Source organism: Virgibacillus sp. NKC19-3 (assembly GCF_019837165.1).
Lineage (GTDB): Bacteria > Bacillota > Bacilli > Bacillales > Amphibacillaceae > Virgibacillus_L > Virgibacillus_L saliphilus.
This window is the reverse complement of sequence record NZ_JAGYHC010000001.1, coordinates 1,329,383-1,349,407: the sequence shown is the minus strand read 5'-3', so window position 1 is coordinate 1,349,407 and position 20,025 is coordinate 1,329,383. Positions and strand designations below refer to the sequence as shown.

20 protein-coding genes are annotated in these 20,025 nt (G+C 38.1%); 3 read left to right on the top strand and 17 right to left on the bottom strand.

Going from position 1 to position 20,025, the window contains the following annotated elements; genetic code table 11:
• Positions 1-4: 4 nt before the first annotated feature.
• The 5 genes from perR to KFZ56_RS06605 all read right to left on the bottom strand — a co-directional run bounded on the left by perR (position 5) and on the right by KFZ56_RS06605 (position 3,370).
• Positions 5-475, bottom strand: coding sequence for a peroxide-responsive transcriptional repressor PerR (gene perR, locus KFZ56_RS06625; protein WP_222641070.1), 471 nt, complete (start codon positions 473-475; stop codon positions 5-7).
• A gap of 143 nt (positions 476-618) precedes the next feature.
• Positions 619-1,566, bottom strand: coding sequence for a D-2-hydroxyacid dehydrogenase (locus tag KFZ56_RS06620; RefSeq protein WP_222641069.1), 948 nt, complete (start codon positions 1,564-1,566; stop codon positions 619-621).
• A 61-nt stretch (positions 1,567-1,627) separates the two neighbouring features.
• Positions 1,628-2,287: a sugar transferase gene (locus KFZ56_RS06615; RefSeq protein WP_222641067.1), complete on the bottom strand. Its 660-nt coding sequence runs from the start codon at positions 2,285-2,287 to the stop codon at positions 1,628-1,630.
• Between the two features lie 118 nt (positions 2,288-2,405).
• A complete protein-coding gene (gene bcp / locus KFZ56_RS06610; protein ID WP_222641065.1) occupies positions 2,406-2,873 on the bottom strand; it encodes a thioredoxin-dependent thiol peroxidase in 468 nt (155 codons plus the stop codon).
• A 59-nt stretch (positions 2,874-2,932) separates the two neighbouring features.
• Positions 2,933-3,370: a potassium channel family protein gene (locus KFZ56_RS06605; RefSeq protein ID WP_222641063.1), complete on the bottom strand. Its 438-nt coding sequence runs from the start codon at positions 3,368-3,370 to the stop codon at positions 2,933-2,935.
• Between the two features lie 204 nt (positions 3,371-3,574).
• Here KFZ56_RS06605 and KFZ56_RS06600 point away from each other — a divergent pair, with 204 nt between their 5' ends.
• Positions 3,575-4,873, top strand: coding sequence for a glutamate-1-semialdehyde 2,1-aminomutase (locus KFZ56_RS06600; RefSeq protein WP_255584888.1), 1,299 nt, complete (start codon positions 3,575-3,577; stop codon positions 4,871-4,873).
• Between the two features lie 834 nt (positions 4,874-5,707).
• Here KFZ56_RS06600 and KFZ56_RS06595 read toward each other — a convergent pair.
• The 4 genes from KFZ56_RS06595 to mutY form a co-directional block, all read right to left on the bottom strand.
• On the bottom strand, positions 5,708-7,465 hold the full coding sequence (locus tag KFZ56_RS06595) for an ABC transporter ATP-binding protein (protein ID WP_222641061.1): 1,758 nt from the start codon (positions 7,463-7,465) through the stop codon (positions 5,708-5,710).
• Between the two features lie 238 nt (positions 7,466-7,703).
• Positions 7,704-8,231 carry a nucleoside tri-diphosphate phosphatase gene (gene ntdP / locus KFZ56_RS06590; protein ID WP_222641059.1) on the bottom strand — a complete coding sequence of 176 codons (528 nt, stop codon included), beginning with the start codon at positions 8,229-8,231 and terminating at the stop codon, positions 7,704-7,706.
• 201 nt (positions 8,232-8,432) lie between these two features.
• Positions 8,433-8,603: a gamma-type small acid-soluble spore protein gene (locus KFZ56_RS06585; protein WP_222641057.1), complete on the bottom strand. Its 171-nt coding sequence runs from the start codon at positions 8,601-8,603 to the stop codon at positions 8,433-8,435.
• 168 nt (positions 8,604-8,771) lie between these two features.
• Entirely contained in the window at positions 8,772-9,842 is a 1,071-nt protein-coding gene (mutY, locus tag KFZ56_RS06580; protein ID WP_222641055.1) for an A/G-specific adenine glycosylase, read from the bottom strand.
• Between the two features lie 115 nt (positions 9,843-9,957).
• On the opposite strand from mutY, the gene KFZ56_RS06575 reads away from it, so the two are divergent.
• Entirely contained in the window at positions 9,958-10,944 is a 987-nt protein-coding gene (locus tag KFZ56_RS06575) for a metal-dependent hydrolase (RefSeq protein WP_222641053.1), read from the top strand.
• A 96-nt stretch (positions 10,945-11,040) separates the two neighbouring features.
• Here KFZ56_RS06575 and KFZ56_RS06570 read toward each other — a convergent pair whose 3' ends face one another.
• From KFZ56_RS06570 to KFZ56_RS06560, 3 genes are all read right to left on the bottom strand, one after another.
• A complete protein-coding gene (locus tag KFZ56_RS06570) occupies positions 11,041-11,373 on the bottom strand; it encodes a YfhH family protein (protein WP_222641051.1) in 333 nt (110 codons plus the stop codon).
• 109 nt (positions 11,374-11,482) lie between these two features.
• A complete protein-coding gene (gene recX / locus KFZ56_RS06565) occupies positions 11,483-12,295 on the bottom strand; it encodes a recombination regulator RecX (RefSeq protein WP_222641049.1) in 813 nt (270 codons plus the stop codon).
• Positions 12,296-12,660: 365 nt separating this feature from the next.
• On the bottom strand, positions 12,661-12,981 hold the full coding sequence (locus KFZ56_RS06560; RefSeq protein ID WP_222641047.1) for a hypothetical protein: 321 nt from the start codon (positions 12,979-12,981) through the stop codon (positions 12,661-12,663).
• 136 nt (positions 12,982-13,117) lie between these two features.
• On the opposite strand from KFZ56_RS06560, the gene KFZ56_RS06555 reads away from it, so the two are divergent.
• Complete coding sequence (locus KFZ56_RS06555; protein ID WP_222641045.1) at positions 13,118-13,534, top strand: helix-turn-helix domain-containing protein; 417 nt, start codon at positions 13,118-13,120, stop codon at positions 13,532-13,534.
• A gap of 174 nt (positions 13,535-13,708) precedes the next feature.
• On the opposite strand, the gene KFZ56_RS06550 is transcribed toward KFZ56_RS06555, so the two are convergent.
• From KFZ56_RS06550 to mbcS, 5 genes are all read right to left on the bottom strand, one after another.
• Positions 13,709-13,906: a type II toxin-antitoxin system antitoxin gene (locus tag KFZ56_RS06550; RefSeq protein WP_222641044.1), complete on the bottom strand. Its 198-nt coding sequence runs from the start codon at positions 13,904-13,906 to the stop codon at positions 13,709-13,711.
• A 12-nt stretch (positions 13,907-13,918) separates the two neighbouring features.
• A complete protein-coding gene (locus KFZ56_RS06545; protein WP_222643916.1) occupies positions 13,919-14,767 on the bottom strand; it encodes an SPFH domain-containing protein in 849 nt (282 codons plus the stop codon).
• 78 nt (positions 14,768-14,845) lie between these two features.
• Positions 14,846-15,721 (bottom strand): ComEC/Rec2 family competence protein, encoded by an 876-nt coding sequence (locus KFZ56_RS06540; RefSeq protein ID WP_222641042.1) that lies wholly within the window; start codon positions 15,719-15,721, stop codon positions 14,846-14,848.
• Positions 15,722-15,858: 137 nt separating this feature from the next.
• A complete protein-coding gene (locus KFZ56_RS06535; protein WP_222641041.1) occupies positions 15,859-17,997 on the bottom strand; it encodes an ATP-dependent Clp protease ATP-binding subunit in 2,139 nt (712 codons plus the stop codon).
• 325 nt (positions 17,998-18,322) lie between these two features.
• Positions 18,323-19,900: an acyl-CoA synthetase MbcS gene (gene mbcS / locus KFZ56_RS06530; protein ID WP_222641040.1), complete on the bottom strand. Its 1,578-nt coding sequence runs from the start codon at positions 19,898-19,900 to the stop codon at positions 18,323-18,325.
• Between the last annotated feature and the right edge of the window lie 125 nt (positions 19,901-20,025).

Sequence of the window (20,025 nt, the reverse complement as noted above, 5' to 3'; positions counted from 1 at the left end):
TTGATTACTGCTTTTGCACCACTGCTGCAACCTGGCACTCTTTACATTTACCGTAAATCTCCATGCGATGATGACTAACATCAAACCCTGTTACTTGTTCAGCCAAGGATTCCACTTCATCTAAAATAGGGTAATGAAAATCTACTATTTTGCCACATTCATCACAAATAATATGATAGTGTTCTGTTGTATTACTGTCAAATCTGCTTGAGGCGTCCCCGTAAGGCAATTCACGAACAAGTCCGGTTTGTCTTAATACACGTAAATTGTTATATACCGTTGCAACACTCATATTAGGAAATTTATCTTCAAGTGCCTTATAAATTTCATCAGCTGTAGGATGATTCGCTGATTTCAGAAGAAATTCAAGGACTGCGTGGCGCTGTGGTGTGATCCGGACGCCTGATTCTTTTAATGTATCAATTGCATGTTGCAATTGTAGTTCTTCAGACACGATCAACCACCTCTCTTTCATGATTTTAATTATAGTCCTATTATTACATTATAATTCTTATAATAAGTGTACCTGCTACTGGAGCAGCATGTCAATAAAAGTATATTACTCCCCGAGTCATTTTATCACTTTTCTAAAAGAATGAAAGAGAAAACCACCTAATATTAATACCCCCTTTTCACATCTATTTTATTGATGTATTCATCTTTATCAGCCAAATAAGATTGAAGATTTTGTTCAAAGATTTCCAGGGCACGTCTTGTATAATATGGAGAGCGTCCCGCAATATGTGGAGTGATTGTCACATTTTCCTCTGACCAAAATGGATGATCTAAAGGCAGTGGTTCCTCTTCAAAAACATCTAGTACCATATGTGCAACTTCCCCTTGTCTCACTGCTTTTAGCAAATCGTCAGTATAAGCCAGATCTCCACGCCCCATATTCAAAAATACAGCATGATCTGGCAACAGTTGAAACTGTTTAAAGTTGAAAAGCCCGCGAGTTTCTTCTGTACTTGGCAGAATAGACACAACCATATCTACACGTGGAAGCAGTTCTTCCAGATTATCTATTTTATGATTTTCATCAAAATACTCCTTCGATCTGCCACTTCTGGACACGCCAATGGTTTTCATTCGAAATGCTTTTGCTAGACGAGCAACTTCCTGACCAATCGAACCCGTGCCGACAATAAGTATCCTTCTTCCCGTTATCTCTTGCACGCGGGCAGAACGATCCCAATGATGATCTTTTTCACTTTGATATAATTTCCTGGCATCACGATAAACTTGCAACAACATGGAAATGGCATATTCAGCCATTTGCGTTTGATGAATACCTTTCGCATTTGTCACAAGAATACCCTTTTTCTTAATTGCTTCAAATGGCAATTTATCTATTCCGGCAGACATAACCATAATCCATTTTAGATTGTTTGCTTGCTCGATTAAACTATCGTTTAAATCTCCTCCATAGGTAACAAGGATCTCAGCTTTATGTAAATGCTGCTTGGCCTCATTCATATTATCACAAAATATAAACTCTAAATTCGAATGGTCTGCTTTTAATTTTTCATGATGCTTACTGGATATTTTGGCAGAAAATAAAATCATGTAAATAACCTCCCTATTCCATCGTTACTTCTATCGTATACGTTTTTCACAAAAATGAAAACTAGGAAGATAGAACTGTTTTAATTGTCTGCATTAAAAGGTGCATGTCCATTCGTATGCTACAATTTTCAATATAGAAAAGGTCACACCTTATCTTTTCACTATAGTTTAATTCCCCTTTAAGTTGCGTATAGCCAGTCATTCCAGGTCTTAATTTCAAACGTTTCATTTGATAATTATTATAGTGATCAACAATTTCCGGTATCTCGGATTTCGGCCCTACTAAACTCATATCCCCTTTTAGTACATTCCATAATTGCGGAAGTGTATGAAGCTTATACTTCTGAAGCCATAAACCAGTCGGGGTTCGTATACTATAAGAATCCTGTTGAAAATGAATTTCATCTGGTACACCACCGGCCCAAGAATCTGGTACTGGGTATGGTGGGAATGCACGAATAACGCGAGATGGATTTGTCATGGTACGAAACTGCCAAACGATAAAACGATGATTACACTTACCTACCCGCCTTTGATGAAAAAAGATAGGACTTCCCTCATTCCTCCTCATTTTTATACAGATAAACAGCAATAACGGTATTAATAAAAAAAGTAGCGAGAAACTGATAACGATATCAATCAACCGTTTCATAAAAAAATAGACTTTTCGATTTCCAGTGGCAGTTGCTCTAACATGCTCCCTTGACCTAACATTTTCCATATAAAGCACCTCACTTTTTGATAGGATAACCTACAAAGTTCGTACTACATCCTATTCAAAAAAAGAGATTATATAACTGAAAAAAAAGACAGCTCCATATTGGAACTGCCTTCTTTGCTTATAGGTTTTCCCGAATAAACTCCAATGCTTCCTCCACGTGCCCTTTCACACTGACTTTACGAAATTCTTGACGCAGCAGCCCTTCCTTATCAATGATGAACGTAGAGCGCTCGATTCCGTATGATTCCTTACCAAACTTATTTTTCAGTTTCCAGACATCAAAGTTTTCAGCTACTTGATGATCCTCATCTGCTAGAAGTTCAAATGGAAGATCATGTTTATCGATAAATTTCTGATGACTGGAGACAGGATCAGGACTTATACCAATAATTACCGCATCCAATTCGCCGAAGCTTTCATGCTGATCACGAAAATCACATGCCTCTGTAGTACAGCCCGGTGTCATGTCCTTTGGATAAAAATACAAAACAACATTTTTTCCTTTAAAATCGGACAGGCTTACATTTTCCCCATTAGCATTCGGCAATGTAAAATCTGCTACCTGTTTTCCTGTTTCAACTACCATTACGGATCCCTCCATATTTAATCTGTATAATAATACTATAGCACAGCAAACAGCAAGATTCATTTTTCCCTGCTTCTCTGTTGTGATTGCACAAGCCGAAGGATAAATGCTGTAGGTAAAATATACCCGATGAGTGCTTCTATTAAAGCAATGAATCTTCCAATTCCAATTGGCGTTATATCACCATAGCCAATTGTAAGCATGGTAGTGCCACTAAAATACACCGAATGAATAATGGAACCTAATATGCTAACCTCCCGCAATCTTTCGCCCTCTACCAAAATTATTCCATGAAAGGATATAATAAAATAGATAAGTCCAAACCCAATAATAACCGTGCTGTATATAATCAGTAATGTGTAAAAAAGCTCAGCAGAAAAACGGCTATCCCGCATTTCCATGCGCCACCCCGCTTTTGTCCCACGAATGAATTCAAGTAAACTTTTGATAAGAATAAAACAAATCGCAACAATTAACAACCAAGGAATGGCTCCCATAAAATCCCCTTCTATTACTTTCTAATCGAATCACTTTATAAGATGTATATGCTTATCCATCTGCAAGCTTGTCATTTATTTTTTATACAGCTAACTTTCCATCCATTGCAAAAAATGTTTACATGATCTATTGTTTTATCTAGCAATGGCATCATCTTAGGTTGTATGCATATTCAATGAAACATATAGGAGGCTATTATTATTATGGATTTTTCAAAATCAGAACAACTGTATGAAGAGGCACTTGAGCTTATTGTTGGTGGTGTGAATTCACCATCCCGTTCCTATAAAGCTGTTGGTGGTGGATCACCAGTATATATGAAGCACGGACAAGGTGCTCACTTTTGGGATGTTGATGGGAATAAATATATTGATTATTTAGCGGCATATGGCCCGATTATTACAGGACATGCACACCCTCATATCGCTGAGGCAATTTCGCATGCTGCTACCACTGGAGTGCTTTATGGAACACCAACCAAACTGGAAAATCAATTTGCGAAAGTCTTAAAAGATGCTATTCCCTCATTAGAAAAAATTCGCTTTGTTAATTCCGGGACAGAAGCTGTTATGACAACCGTTCGCGTAGCACGAGCATATACGGACCGTACAAAGGTGATCAAGTTTGCCGGAAGCTATCATGGCCATTTCGATGCTGTTTTAGTGGAAGCTGGTTCAGGTCCGGCTACACTTGGAACACCGGATTCAGCTGGAATCCCAAGATCAGTTGCGGAGGACGTGATCACTGTCCCTTTTAATGATTTAGATGCGTTTAAAAAGGCTTTGGATCACTGGGGAGATCAAACTGCAGCAATTTTAGTCGAACCCATTGTTGGAAACTTCGGAATTGTCGAGCCCCATCCAGGATTCCTACAGGAAGTAAATAAAATAGCACATGCAGCAGGAGCGCTGGTCATTTATGATGAAGTCATTAGTGCTTTTCGGTTTACATATGGTAGTGCTCAGCAGGTGTACGGGGTTGAACCTGATATGACCGCAATGGGTAAAATCATTGGCGGAGGTCTCCCGATCGGAGCATATGGTGGACGTAAAGATATTATGGAGACAGTTGCCCCACTAGGTCCTGCTTATCAAGCCGGGACGATGTCCGGGAATCCCGCTTCAATCGCCGCAGGTATTGCGTGTTTGGAAATTTTGCAGGAAGACGGAGTTTATGAGAAATTAGATCAACTTGGGGAACGGTTAGAGCATGGAATTCTGGAAAAAGCGAACATAACCGGGATCCCTATTTCTGTAAACCGTTTATGCGGTGCGTTAACTGTATATTTCGGTGAAGGAGAAATCACGAATTATGATCAAGCAGAAGCAAGTGATGGTAAAGCTTTTTCAAGATTTTTCCGTTTGATGCTTGAACAAGGAATTAACTTAGCACCGTCTAAATTTGAAGCATGGTTTTTAACAACAGCACATACGAAAGACGATATTGATGAAACCATTGAAGCGGTAGGTCAGGCCTTTGCAACAATGGCTAAAGAATTTTAACGAACTCAATAACTGGATTAAAATATATCGTTCACACTCTATCAAATACACAAAGAACAAAGGCGCAGGGCGCCCGGTTAGCAACGTACAAACTGGAGCACTCCGCAATGAGATAAAGGAAACACAGCGAGGTACGAGCCGATGTTGACTTATCGTAATGGAGGAATGTGAAGTTTGCTAGTTGCTGGGCACTGGAGCCGGATGAGGCTTATTTGACCAGTGAATTATCCACAACCTCAAAATTTTATAATTTCCTAGGCATGAACAAAAGCGAAAAGCGCCTTTTTAAAACGTAGAGACCCCCGCGTTGCAACTGAGATTAGATGAACGTGACTTGTCGCCAATGAATGGCGAAAGTCTACGTGAATCTTATGCTTGGAAAGCGAAAAGGAATCATGCCCCTGCATCAGGGGAGCCGTGAGTTGGCCGGCAAGGCCGTTCTTAGTTGGCCTTCCTTTGTCAAGTGAACCGATGATGACTTTCGCCACAGGCATAAGTGCGACTATGGCTCTGCCTGCGCCTGTCGGCTTGTCAGTCGCCAAGTCTTCTTTATCGTAGGGAGCTTTCGTGTTATCTCCTCGTTTTTGGCGCTTGTAGCTGGACGTAGCCATTAATCAATAATACGTTATGCCCAAGCAAATAATTTCCTAGGCAGTTTAAAAACCCCCGAAAGTTAGATTTTTCACTCCAACTTTCGGGGGTAGTACCAATTCTGGGCATTTTTTTCTAATGGAAATGTTTAGCACCTTTATGACGTCAACGGATTTATGCTTCCGAAAAGATTGAAAAAGTGATCAAATGGTCGCCACAATAGCCATGATGATCCATTTCACATCACTTCGTTTCCACATCATCCAATTGCTGCACTTGATAAAGATCATAATAGCCGCCTTTCATGCGCATCAATTCATCATGTGTACCAATTTCCTGGATTTCACCGTTTTCAATCAGAACAATTCTGTCCGCATGTGTAATAGTTGCAAGGCGATGTGCAACGATAAATGTTGTGCGATCAGACGCTAGACTTTCGACAGCTTCCTGTATCATGTGTTCACTTTCCAGATCCAATGCTGAGGTCGCTTCATCAAAAATCAGGATAGGTGGATTTTTTAAGAAAACACGTGCGATAGAAATACGTTGTTTCTGGCCACCGGATAATTTCACACCTCTTTCCCCTACTAACGTATCATATCCGTAAGGAAGTTCTTCAATAAACGCATGCGCATTTGCAGCTTTTGCCGCTTCTACAACCTCTTCATCTGTAGCGTACGGATTTCCCATTCGAATATTCATTGCGATCGATTCACTGAATAATGTATTATCCTGAAGTACCATGCCAATATTATTGCGCAAAGAACGGGCTTTCACATCACGGATGTCGATACCGTCAACTTTTATCGCGCCCTCTGTCACATCGTAAAATCGTGGAATTAGGCTGATCAACGTTGACTTCCCTCCACCGCTCATCCCGACAAAAGCAATGGTTTCTCCTTTTTGAACATGCAAATTAACACTTTTTAATACTTCATTTTCTTCTTCATCATATTGGAAAGAAACATTTTCGACCGCCACAGAGCCATCTATACGCTGAAGTTCCTTTGCATCATGCTTATCAACAACATCATATTTTTCATTAAAAAATTCAAACACACGATCAATCGATGCGATAGCCTGAACCAGCGTAGTTGATGAATTTATTAACCGTCTTAATGGACTATATACTCTTTCCATATAGCCGACAAAAGCAACCATCGTACCTAATGTCAGATTACCATTAATCACTTGATACCCCGCATAAGTAATCACAAGCAATGGGGCTAGATCCGTAATCGTATTTGTAACCGCGAAAGTTTTGGCATTCCAATCGGTGTGTTTCAACGCTTTATCAAGAAAATTCCTATTTCGTGTTTCAAATTGTCCATGCTCATAGTCTTCTAAAGCAAAGCTCCTTGTAACAGGCACCCCTTGTATACGTTCATGAAGATGGCCCTGTACCTCTGCCAAGGCTTGAGATCTCTCCCGTGTTAATCGACGTAATCTGCCATAGAAAAATTTAATCGAAAACCCAAATAATGGGAATAAAATAATTGACACAATGGTTAAACCTATATCCATTGTCAGCATGATTCCTATCGCTATAAGAATGGTAACTAAATCGAGCCACACGTTCATTAACCCTGTTATGACAAAGTTTTTTGATTGTTCGACATCATGTATTACCCGGGAAATAATTTCGCCGGTTTTTGTCTGAGAATAGAACTTCAAGCTTAATTTTTGGATATGGTCAAACAAACGATCCCTTATATCATACAGAATTGTGTTTCCTACCCATTGTGCTAAATATTGCCTAGCATATTCAATCGGTGGACGTAGTAACAAAAATACGACGAATGCTATTCCCATTAAGATGAATAGTTCCGAGACTTTATCAGCGGCACTCGCTTCTGTACTAATAATATTATCAATAACATATCTTAAAATTAATGGCATTAATAATGGAATTCCAAATTTAACAATCCCAATAAGTATCGTCCATAATATTTTCCATTTATACGGTTTTACGAATCCCATATATTGTTTTATACTACTCATAAACGAATCTACCTCTAATTCATATTGAATAGAAAGAGGCTGGGACAAAAGTGTTTTTAACAAACAAATTCCGAACATACATCGCTTCAGAAAAAAAGATTGCTATCGCACTTCGGTGTCTCACCTACGCCTTCCCTCCCGCTGGAGCCTCCGCATATTTCCTACGCTAAGTTTGATAATGTTCGCCTTTTTAATGAAACACGTTTGTTTTGTCCCAGCCCCTTTCTCTACTAAAAAATTACCGGTATGTTAAATAACGTTCATACCATTGGTCAACGAAATCCGGCGAGAAAGGGCCTTGACGTTGTCTTATAAACCTTAGAAGATATTCAACGTTATTATACAAAATACGATCTAAAACCTGTGGATAATTCATTTGTATTTTGTGTTCATCGTATTCGTCTTCATCCAACAAATCATACGTCATATCCGGATATACTTTTACATCTAAATCGTAATCAATATATTTTAATGCCTCTCCATCATAAACGAAAGGGGAGCTCACATTACAATAATAATAAATACCGTCATTGCGAATCATCCCGATGATATTAAACCAGTACTCGGCATGGAAATAGCTAATTGCCGGTTCCCTTGTTGTCCAAGTTCTACCATCGCTTTCCATCACCTGCGTTTTGTCATTGGCTCCGATTACAATCGTTTCCGTTCCTTTTAACACTAGACTATTTTCCCATATACGGTGAATTTGTCCATTGTGTTTATAACTTTGAATTTGCACCACGGAACCTGGTCTCGGAGCAACCATCTAATCTCCCTTTCCATACATTTTATACACGCTTGCCAATCCTGTATTTATTATAATAGCAACAATATGAAATATAAAGTATAATGAACCGACAAAAGAGAACAGTACCTGTATGGAATACATGAAATTTTTTAAATGAAAAAGAGCTTCCCTGGAGATAGGAAGCTCTTTTTCATATGATCATTGGGGTGTGATGCTACGTTACTTTTTGTTTTGCTGCGACTTTTCATTTTGTTTTTTTACTTCCTGAGCATTTGTCTCAGATGCAAATTCAGTACCGTACTGACCTTGTCCTTGAGCTGCTTGTTGATTTTGTTGTTTTACTTTTTGAGCGTTTGTACCTGCAGCTGTTTTGTTAGGTTTTTTAGCCATCAGTATCACCTCCGCACTACTAATTTGTCCATTATAAATGTTGTTATCCACCATATTGGTAGTTAAATTATGGTAAATTAATACCTCCAGCTTGAAAAGACACCTCTCTACATAACATCATTAACAACAAAAGCTCCCCATATAGAAAAGGGAGCCTAAAATTAAACCTTATACGATATATGTCATCATTTTTTGGTGAGAAACCGGAAATGGATATGCTTGCAATTCTTCTTTATAAACAAAACGTAAACGTTCATCTGTAAGATATTGTTGGTGCGTAGTTGCCCCATATATCTCCAACTCCCAGACGATGTGGGAGAAAACATGCTTTAATTCTCCCTTTTTCTCGCTTACTTTAATTTCTAATCCATATTCACTGAGGATCCAATTCTCCAAATGATCCCAGCCTATTTCATTAATAGGAACCATTGGAAATTGCCACAAGCCTGCTAGCAGCCCTTTCTCTGCCCGTTTTTCAATGATGTACGCACTGTTTTCATTTTTTATTAATAAGCTAACATATGGAATTTTGTTTTGTTTCTTAGCCTTTGACTTTACAGGTAAGTCGTTCTCCCTTCCTTCTGCAAAGGCAAGACAATATTCTTGAACCGGACAAAGCAAACAGGCCGGGGATTTGGGAGTACAAACAAGTGCACCTAATTCCATAATTGCTTGATTAAATGAAGAAGGATCATCCTCTGGTATGAGTTCACGAACGTAAGCCTCAACCAATTTTTTCGTTCGCTGCTGAGCTATGTCGTCTTCTATTTTTAAAATACGGGAAAGGACACGCATTACATTACCGTCCACTGCCGGTTCAGGCTGATTATATGCAATGGAAAGAATCGCACCTTTTGTATACGGGCCAATCCCTTTTAATGATCCCAGCTCATCAGGATTAGCAGGGATTTCACCCCCGTATGTATCAACAACTTCCTGTACTGCATTTTGTAAATTTCTCGCGCGCGAATAATAACCGAGACCCTCCCATACTTTCAGAACATCCTGGGGATCTGCATCGGCAAGCTGGTACACAGTAGGAAACTTTTCCATAAAACGGTAGAAATAGGGAATAACAGTGTCTACCTTTGTCTGCTGAAGCATTATTTCGGAAACCCAAACCTTATAAGGATCCTGATCCATACGCCACGGCAAATCGCGTTTATTCGCATGGTACCAGTCAATTAAATCCTGCTGGAAACCAGTAGTGTCGAAAAATTGTAATGTTTTATCATTCATAATAACACGTCCTTTATGGTACAATAAACTTATAAAAGAATATCTGATTTATTTTAAAAACTTTTGACTTGATTAAAAATCCACGAAAAGAAACTTCCAAGGAGGACCTTTTACTATGGATACCGCAACCCACATTGTGATGGGTGTTGCACTTGGAGGATTAGCAACCTTAGATCCTGTTGTGCATAATGATCCAACACTTTTTACCGCTGTTTTAACCGGAACAATCATAGGTTCTCACGCACCAGATTTTGACACGATTTTCAAGTTAAAAAATAATGCTACCTATATCCGTCATCACCGCGGTGCCTCCCATTCATTGCCAGCGATTATACTATGGGGGATTCTCATTTCCGGAATCATTTATATGTTTGTTCCACAGGTCAATTTCCTTCATCTTTGGCTATGGACATTTTTAGCTGTTATCATTCATGTATTTGTGGATATCTTTAATGCGTATGGAACACAAGCTTACAGACCATTTACCAATAAATGGATTGCTTATGGATTTATTAATACATTTGATCCGTACATTTTCACATTGCATCTTGCAGGTATCGGAGCCTGGATCTTGGGCGCAAACCCCGGGTACACATGGTTCATTATTTATGTTGTCATAGCGCTATATTACATTAAACGTTATATGGATAAAAGGGAAATAGTTAAAAAGTTAAAAGACTACATCCCAAATATTGAGCAAATCGCTACATCACCTACGATTAAACAAAATTATTGGCGTGTAGCCATTACGACGGATACGAAATTTTACGTCGCTGCTGTCGAAAACGGTCATATTGAAATCGTTGATGAGTTTGAGAAGGTTCCATTGCCCAGCGTCCATATAATGGAACTGGCCAAGAAAGATAAAAATATCTCGGCATTTCTTGCATTTTCCCCTGTTTATCGATGGGAAATAAACGATTTTGATGATTTTACAGAGATTCGCTTCATTGATTTACGCTACCGTTCTGATAATCGCTATCCATTTATTGCCGTCGTTCAAATTAACGATAATATGCAAATAATGAGCTCCTATACCGGTTGGATCTTCTCCGAGCAAAAACTGCAACATAAACTATATATGCGTGACAGCCCTGTTTAAAAACAGCAAGTGTATTTTACACCTGCTGTTTTTAAATATGAAAGATATAAAATGCTGTGAAGCTTTAAAAGAAACAATGCCTACAAAAGGAGTCTATTAATGAATCTCATTATCTAATAATGAAATAGGCAGTGCCTCTTCCTTTTCATACGTTTCATCCAATAGATTTACCCGCCAGCCCCAAGCGAATACGCCGTTCACATAATGGATCTTAAATTTATGTCCGGGATCATTGGTTAATTGATATATGTTACCTGCAGAAAAGTCTTCTGGGTTCATGGTATATGCCAATGCGACTTGCATTTTCCGTTCATTAACTGCTACTTCTGATATATTGCCAAGTTGTTCTGCCTTCATTGCTTGTTCTTTAAACTTTTGAATTTCTATACGTAATTGTTCAATGGAATAATCACTATATCGATAATTCATGGTATAAGATCCCCTTCCAATCTACTAGTTTACCAGTTATTGTACACCAATGTTAATGATGCAGCCTATGTGCACGTTTCTTGCAACGATTTACCCGAGGTTATACCTTTCATTCTTCGAACACTTCCTCTAAAAATTGATTAATCAACGCTATTGAAAAACCTTTCCCAAATAAACCTTGTTTGAGTTTGTTTCTGAGTTTATCCCCATTAAGCTTTGTCTCATGCTTACGCAATAATTTCTCTCCTTGGTAAACAAGCGCATTCCATTCGGTTGCTTCATCTTTTTGACCATTTATATCCGCTAAGGCTTCTGTAATCACATCTTGTGTAAAACCCTTTTGCATCAATGTAGCTTGTAACTGCTGGACCTGTTTCCGAAACGAATCCTTTTTTCCAGTGGTTAATTTTTTTTTCATCCATTTGGTTATGTTCTCATATTGAACTTCATACGGATACTGTTCCACGGCTTGACTTGCCAAAGACGCCGATATACCTTTTTCAATCAATTCTTTTTTGATGAGCATAGGCCCCTTTGTTGATGTATTCATTCTACTGCGGACAAACATGTCGGCAAACTGCTGATCATCCAGCAAATTTTCGGTTTTTAATTTTTCCATAATCTCATTTATATGCGCTTCATCCACTTCTTTTTTCAGTAGATAATCATGCATTTCTTTTTTTGTTCGCATTCGGTAGCTTAAAAAATGAATAGCTTGGGTATATGATTTATGTATGGTATCTTTTTGAATCAGTGCATCGATGGTTGATTCTTCCAATTCAAGATCTTTACGAAGATTGAATTCAACTAATATAGCTTCATCCACACTAAAGCCATATTTTTCATCTTGTCCATCGTTCAAAAAGATATTATATCGATCCTTCGATTTTTTTTGAGTGGTGATCCGTGCAATCTTTTTCAATATTTCTCACCCCTTTCTCTAATCATAACATGAAAAATAAGGACGGACACCACCTAAAAATCGAAAGGACTGCATATGCGATTAGATAAGGGGGTTCTATTGAATACCGGAGGAACAAGATTTGTCGGTAAAATCTGATAGCAGCCCGACATGGGAAAAATCACCACACCTTCATTCTTACAAGACATCCGGAAACATACACAAACAGCGAGAATTCAACTTTCCTAAGCTATGATTATCCTGTTGAAAAACTTTCCACCATTCATCGCGTTATTAATCTTGCGGATGAATTCCTTTTCGGCTACTGGTTCGAGAAGAAGAAACATTTAAATGCTACGATCAACAAAGCACTTTGCTTTATCATCTTACTCCCCCAGTTTATAACTCGGGGATATATTTTCTTCTACGCTTTCTGCAAAAAGCCATTCCTCTAAAACGTTGTTCGCTTCTATTCTAGCGTCATGTTTCCGCTCCCCAAAACCAAAGCCGATTTTCATATTGGTTGTCTCAAAATTAACGACTGCTTGCCAAATCGCTTCTTTATTTAGATTCCATATAAAAATGATGACCGTATTATCTTCTATAACGTTGATTTCAAATTCTTCTTCATGGAACATGGCTCGGAGTATTTTACATTTTGTTAAGCTTGTAATTGAAGAATGATACAAAATTAGACAACTGACCATCAGAATCCCTTCACACGTTTGTTCTTAATAGGAACATTTTACTATATGTGTCATATAAGAACAAACATCTACACTCTAAAGTAATTCAATCATGGTAGGATTTAAGTATAAATCTAGATGTTAGAGTGTGATAACGATGAGTTTGGAGCAAATTGCACATAATATAAAATTTTTCCGGGATCAGCAGGAATGGACACAAATGGAACTTGCCGACAAACTTATGGTATCGCGTTCCGTCATTGCTAAATGGGAAAACTATTCCACTACCCCAGACATTTCATCATTAATGAAATTAAGTAATGTCTTTCATATAACGCTAGATCAGCTCGTAGGAAATCATTCCTACCGGGACGATCTCTTAAAAGATTTCAAGCGAATCTACAGTTCAAAATCAAAAGCATTTGATGAAGAATTAGTCGATCTCATCGAATACATTATGACCTACCCAAATTTTAAGGAACAAATCTACCGTCTTAAACATTTACCCATTAGAAAGCAATTATCATTACATAGCCTCTTTGCAGGAATTATAGATCAATATGAAAAGATTTAAAAAATCGGGTATTATCTCGATTTTTTTAACGTCTAGGGATTTACTCTCTGTTACAGATTATTGGATCCGTTGTCGAAATACTTGAAAGTGCTTCGTTTGAACGACACAATTTTAGCTTGACAAGTGACTGTTGCTTAATTTGCCAATGTTTTTTACAAAAAACAAGGTTCCACACTATTTATCTGCAGAACCTTCATCTTCTTCTATACCTTTATTTTCATTTCTTGGCAATCTGCCAGCCTTCTTGGCTGACTCTCGCAGTAAAAATTCCACATGGCTGTTAACGCTGCGAAATTCATCCTTTGCCCAAGCTTGCAAAACGTCATATAGTTTCGGGTCAATTCGCAATGGAAAATTCTTTTTCTTAGCCATAAGAACCCTCTTTTATTGATATAGTGATCCAGTGTTTACAACGGGCTGTGCCCCACCGTCAGCTACGATAGAGACAAGTAAATTATTTGTCATGGAAGCTCGACGTTCGTCATCCAATTCAACTAACCCTTCTTTTTCCATTCGTGCAATGGCATCTTGAACCATACCGACTGCACCTTCAACGATTTGTTTTCTTGCCGCAATAATCGCACTGGCCTGTTGACGTTGAAGCATGGCTTGAGCAATTTCCGTTGAGTAGGCCAAATGGGTTAACCGTGCTTCGATAATTTCAACCCCTGCCACTTTTAAACGATCTTGTAATTCTGATGTCAATTCATTTGAAATTTCTTGCGCATTCCCGCGAAGGGTAAGTTCTTCTGCATACTCAAACGTATCGTACGGATATTTTGTAGCAACAGCACGGATTGCTGTTTCACTTTGAATTCCAACGAATTGCTCGTATTTATCCACATCAAATACGGCTTTAGCTGCATCAACCACCTTATAAACAACGACTGCAGCAATCTCAATTGGATTCCCATTTACGTCATTTACTTTTAGAAGACTACTGTTAAAATTACGCACACGTAGCGAAATCGTTCTTCTCACAGAAAATGGGACTGTAACGACAATCCCTTCTCGACGAATGGTGCCCATATACTTTCCCAGAAAAATAACAACAACGGATTGATTTGGTTGAACTAGTGTAATCCCGCTGCCTAAACTAATAGCCAGAATGAGGCAAATAACCCCCAATATAAATTGTTGTGCAACAAAACTAAACACTGTTGTTGCCAAAAGAATAGCAATAACAAACATACCCAAAAATCCATTCATCATCCAAGCATTCTTCTCTTGCATCATGTATACACCTTCCCTATCTAAAGTGACTTTCTTATATTATTATGATATCACTTTGATTTCACATTTTGCAAAGAATTAACTTGCTGTTTTCTCCAAATTACGAAATGGATTTTCATTCGGCATGACAAGATAGCTTTTTCCATCTGTTCGAAATACAACATCGCCAAAAGTTGCTGTTGAATAAATAGTCGCGTTTATACGATGTAAGTTCCTTATAACCCGATCGACCGGGTGTCCATAATCGTTTTCTATACTGTACGTGAGCAAGGCGACTTCCGGATTTACTTCTTGCAGAAATTCCAATGAACTACTTGTATTCGATCCGTGATGACCAACTTTAATAACTTCAGATTGAAGTTCATTGTCTTCCATTAGCTCTTTTTCCTGTTCTATCCCTACATCACTCATTAGCAAAAAATCAATATCGTCGTATGTTATTTTTAATACGATGGAGGATTGATTATTGTCTTTCTCTTTTTCGTAACTGTTTAATACGCGAATTGTTAACAATGGATCAACCTTTAAAAGTTCATTTTTCTCTGCTATCTTGATTGGAATACCTTGTTTTCGGATTTGGTTTACGTATTTGGCATATGTTTTTGTGGAGTATAACTTTCCGGAATCAAGTATTTGACCAACATCGATATTCTCCATTACATAAGGGAGTCCGCCAATATGGTCAATATCAGGGTGGGTAGCAATGATAAGATCAATTTCATCAATTTGGTGATCTTCCAGATAGGATACAACCTTTTTACCGGACTCAGGTGGACCACCATCAATAAGGATTGTTTTATCAGAGGGAGTTTGAATGAACATACTGTCGCCTTGACCAACGTCAATGAAATGAACTTGCATATCCTGTTGTGATTCACTATGAATTTGTATAGGTTGCACGGCAAAAATGGAAAAGAACATTATAAATACGAGTAAAAACTTGCTGCTGCGCATGAGAAACATCCTTTATTAAAATGATGTTGTTAGTTTTTACACGGATCTTATATAATATTTATTACGCACCCTGAAAATTTTTCCTAAAATAAAAACCTGCTACACAAAGGCAGCAGGTTTTTACTAATCACCATTTATTATGCGTTTTTAACAACAATGTCCTCATCTTCAACATCAATTTTAACATTTTCAACAGATTCTTCTTCTAAGATGAAGTCGGTTAGCTGGTCTTCAATTTTATCTTGAATAACCCTGCGTAATGGTCTTGCACCAAAGCGTTTATCATAACCAAGTCGTACTAATGCTCGTTTTGCATCATCTGTAATGCTAATGGAAATATCATTTTCCTCAATATTTTGTTGCACTTCATCAAGCATGAGATCCACAATTACCATTAAGTTATCCTCAGATAATTCATTGAAGTTGATAATCGCATCGAATCGGTTTAAGAATTCAGGTTTAAAGTAGTTGCTTAAATTTTCCAATGTGGATACAGATTCATGTGCATCCCTATTAAAACCTACATTCACCTGTTTTTCACCGGTTCCTGCGTTACTTGTCATGATGATGACTGTTTCTTTAAAGCTCACTTGGCGACCTTGGGAATCAGTCAGATGACCATCTTCCATGATTTGCAGGAACATGTTTTGTACATCTGGATGTGCCTTTTCGATTTCATCAAGTAGAATGATCGAATATGGATTATGACGTACACGCTCGGTTAACTGTCCAGCTTCTTCATGACCAACATAGCCAGGAGGTGAACCGATAATTTTGGAGATCGCGTGTTTTTCCATATATTCACTCATATCAAGACGAATCATGGATTCACGAGTTCCAAAGAGTTCTTCCGCTAGTGCCCTTGTTAGTTCTGTTTTCCCAACTCCGGTTGGTCCTACAAATAGGAATGAACCGATTGGACGATATTTTGATTTAAGACCTGCACGGCTACGACGAATTGCTTTAGCAACTTTTTCAACTGCTTCATCTTGCCCGATTACTTTTTCTCCGAGGTTTTTACCAAGGTCTTTCATTTTTTCCTGTTCATCTGCTTGTAATTTTGTAACAGGGATACCTGTTTTTTCTTCGACAATCAATTGAATATCAGAAACATCGACATCGATAACTTGTTCTTCATCTTTTGCTTTATCCAATTGTTTTTGCAGTTGAATTTCTTGATAACGCAAGTGTGCTGCACGTTCATAGTCTTCTTTTTCAGCTGCTTGCTCTTTTTCTGTAATGATTTCGTTTAGACGATTATTAATGGAATTTGAATCTTTCTCTGCGTTTTTCAGGTTTAGGCGAGATCCAACTTGATCCATTAAATCAATCGCCTTATCTGGTAGGAAGCGATCCTGTATATACCGACCGGATAGTGTTACGAATGCTTGTATTGCTTCATCTGAATAACGAACTTCATGGAATTTTTCATAACGATCTTTGATACCATTTAAAATCTGCACTGCTTCATCTGGTGACGATTCTTTGACCATAATTGGCTGCAGACGACGTTCCAGTGCTGCGTCTTTTTCAATTTGACGGTACTCTTTCAAAGTTGTTGCACCAATTAACTGCAAATCACCACGAGCTAATGCGGGTTTTAGAATATTTCCAGCATCCATTTGGGAGCTTTCTGCAGTTCCGGCACCAACAAGTAAATGAATTTCATCTACGAATAGAATAACATCCTCACGAGATTGTAATTCCTGAATCAATTGTTTCATGCGCTCTTCAAATTGACCGCGCATGCTGGTATTTGCTACTAAGGATGCTACATCCAATAGATAAACTTGCTTATTAATTAATTTGGATGAAACATCACCTTCTGCAATCTTTAATGCGAGTCCTTCAGCAATAGCTGTTTTCCCAACTCCAGGTTCCCCGATTAGGACTGGATTGTTTTTATTTCTTCTATTAAGTGTCTCAATAACTTGTTTTACTTCATTATCGCGACCGATGATCGGATCAATTTGACCTCTTTTCGCATCATCTGTTACATTTTTTGCTAGTTGTTCGAGTAAACCATTATTTCCTTGTTTTTGTCTTGTTCTTGTTCCCATTTTACTTGAACCATTTCCTTGTGCAAAGTTATTAGAAAATGCGTCGTTAGCATTTCCATTAAACGATGAATCTGAGAAAAAGTTATTGGAATTCATCAATTGGCTTTGAATTTCACGAAAACATTCATTACATACATGCATGTTTACTTTTTCATTATTGATTTGCATTGCAACGTTAATAGTAGCTGGATTCATTCCGCATTGTTGACATTGCATTTTCCATTCCTCCTTAAAGGTTTGTAAGCAGTATTAAAATCAAATTTGACTTTGACTATCTTTGACCTTATAAACATATTATAACTTGACCTATTTTGACTTTCAAGTATTTTGTTTCATGATTTAAATTCATGGAACGCTAGGCCATTTAAAGTTTGACTATCTTTGACCTTTGATTATTATTATACACTGACCTATTTTGACTTTCAAGTGTTTTCGTTAAATTTTTTTGAGGAAGTATGGATGTTGTCCCTATTTTGAACGAACGATATGCGTTCAAATAAACGAAAAACGCCTGTATATATACAAGCGTTTTGGTTCATTGCTAATGCACCTGTTTTTCTTTCTCTCTTAATTCTACTCTTCTGATCTTCCCGGATGTGGTTTTTGGAAGTTCTTCGATGAATTCAATCCGCCTCGGGTACTTATACGGAGCGGTTGTGTCTTTTACATGATCCTGCAATTCTTTGACCAGGTCTGTGCTGTTTTTATCAACACTTTCTTTCAATACAACGAATGCCTTTACCAAATTCCCGCGAATGTCATCCGGACTCGCGACAACTGCGCATTCCTGTACATAAGGATGTTTGACTAAAGCATCTTCCACCTCAAACGGTCCAATAGTATAGCCGGAACTTATGATGATGTCATCTCTACGGCCTTCAAACCAAAAGTAGCCATCTTCATCCTTGGAAGCCTGGTCTCCTGTTATATAGTAATCACCTCGTTGCGACATTTTGGTTCGTTCCATATCCTTATAGTACGCTTGGAATAGTGCTGGGGAATCCAGTTTAACAGCGATGTCGCCGACCTCATTAACGCGAGCAGGCAGTCCTTCTTCATTAATTACTTCGACATCGTTACCTGGTGTAGGTTTCCCCATGGAGCCTGGTCTTACCTCCATTCCTTTAGGGAATCCTAATAATAATGTATTTTCCGTTTGTCCATAGCCATCACGAACAGTAATGTCAAAATACCTACGAAATGTATCAATCACTTCAACATTCAATGGCTCACCAGCAGAAACTGCACTATGAAGTGCTGGGAAATGGTAGTCCTCTAAATTATCGACTTTTGCCATAATACGGTACTCTGTCGGCGTACAGCATAATACATTTATTTCTTTATCCTGAAGCAAGCGCAAATAGGTTTTCGGGTCAAATTTTCCGTTATAGACAAAACCGGTTGCCCCTGAACCAAGCACCGATAAAAATGGACTCCAAATCCACTTTTGCCAGCCGGGACCTGCTGTTGCCCATACTTTATCCCCCTCATTAATAGCTAACCAATTTTCTGCAGCCGCTTTCAAATGCGCATAACCCCATCCATGTGTATGTATGACTCCCTTTGGATTACTTGTCGTACCGGAAGTATACGGCAAAAATGCAATATCATCACGAGTTGTATTCACCATGTCTAATTGATCTGAAGCATCTGCTTTCAGTCTATCCAAGAAATGCCATCCATCAGCCTGTCCACCAACTGCAAATTTAATTAATTGATCATATTCACGTACCCCTTTGTATTGATCAACAAAATGAAAATAGCTTACAACCCCACGTACCTCTCCATGACTGATACGATACTGCAAATCGCGCGTTTTTAACATTTCAGAACTTGGTATAATAATGATTCCGGTTTTCAGTGCCGCAAGATAAACCTCGTAAGCCTCAATAAAACGTGGAATCATAACAAGGATCTTGTCTCCTCTTTTCAATCCATTTTCCAAGAATACATTTCCAATTCGATTTACATTTCTTATCAAATCTGCATAAGTTATTTCCTTTGTATTACCTTTGTCATCTTGCCATATCAAGGCTTTTCTGCCAGGGTCTGTCGCATAACGTTCCATTTCCATAACAATATTATAATCCTTTGGAGCAATTAATTCTTCCTTTTTCATAATATAACAACCCCTTATGCTAGTATAATACTTAGTATAGCAAAGTTTGGGAAAATTTTAAATAAATATTGCATGTTGCGTCCTATAAATAAAACACACAAGACAGTCATCGCAGTCTCGTGTGT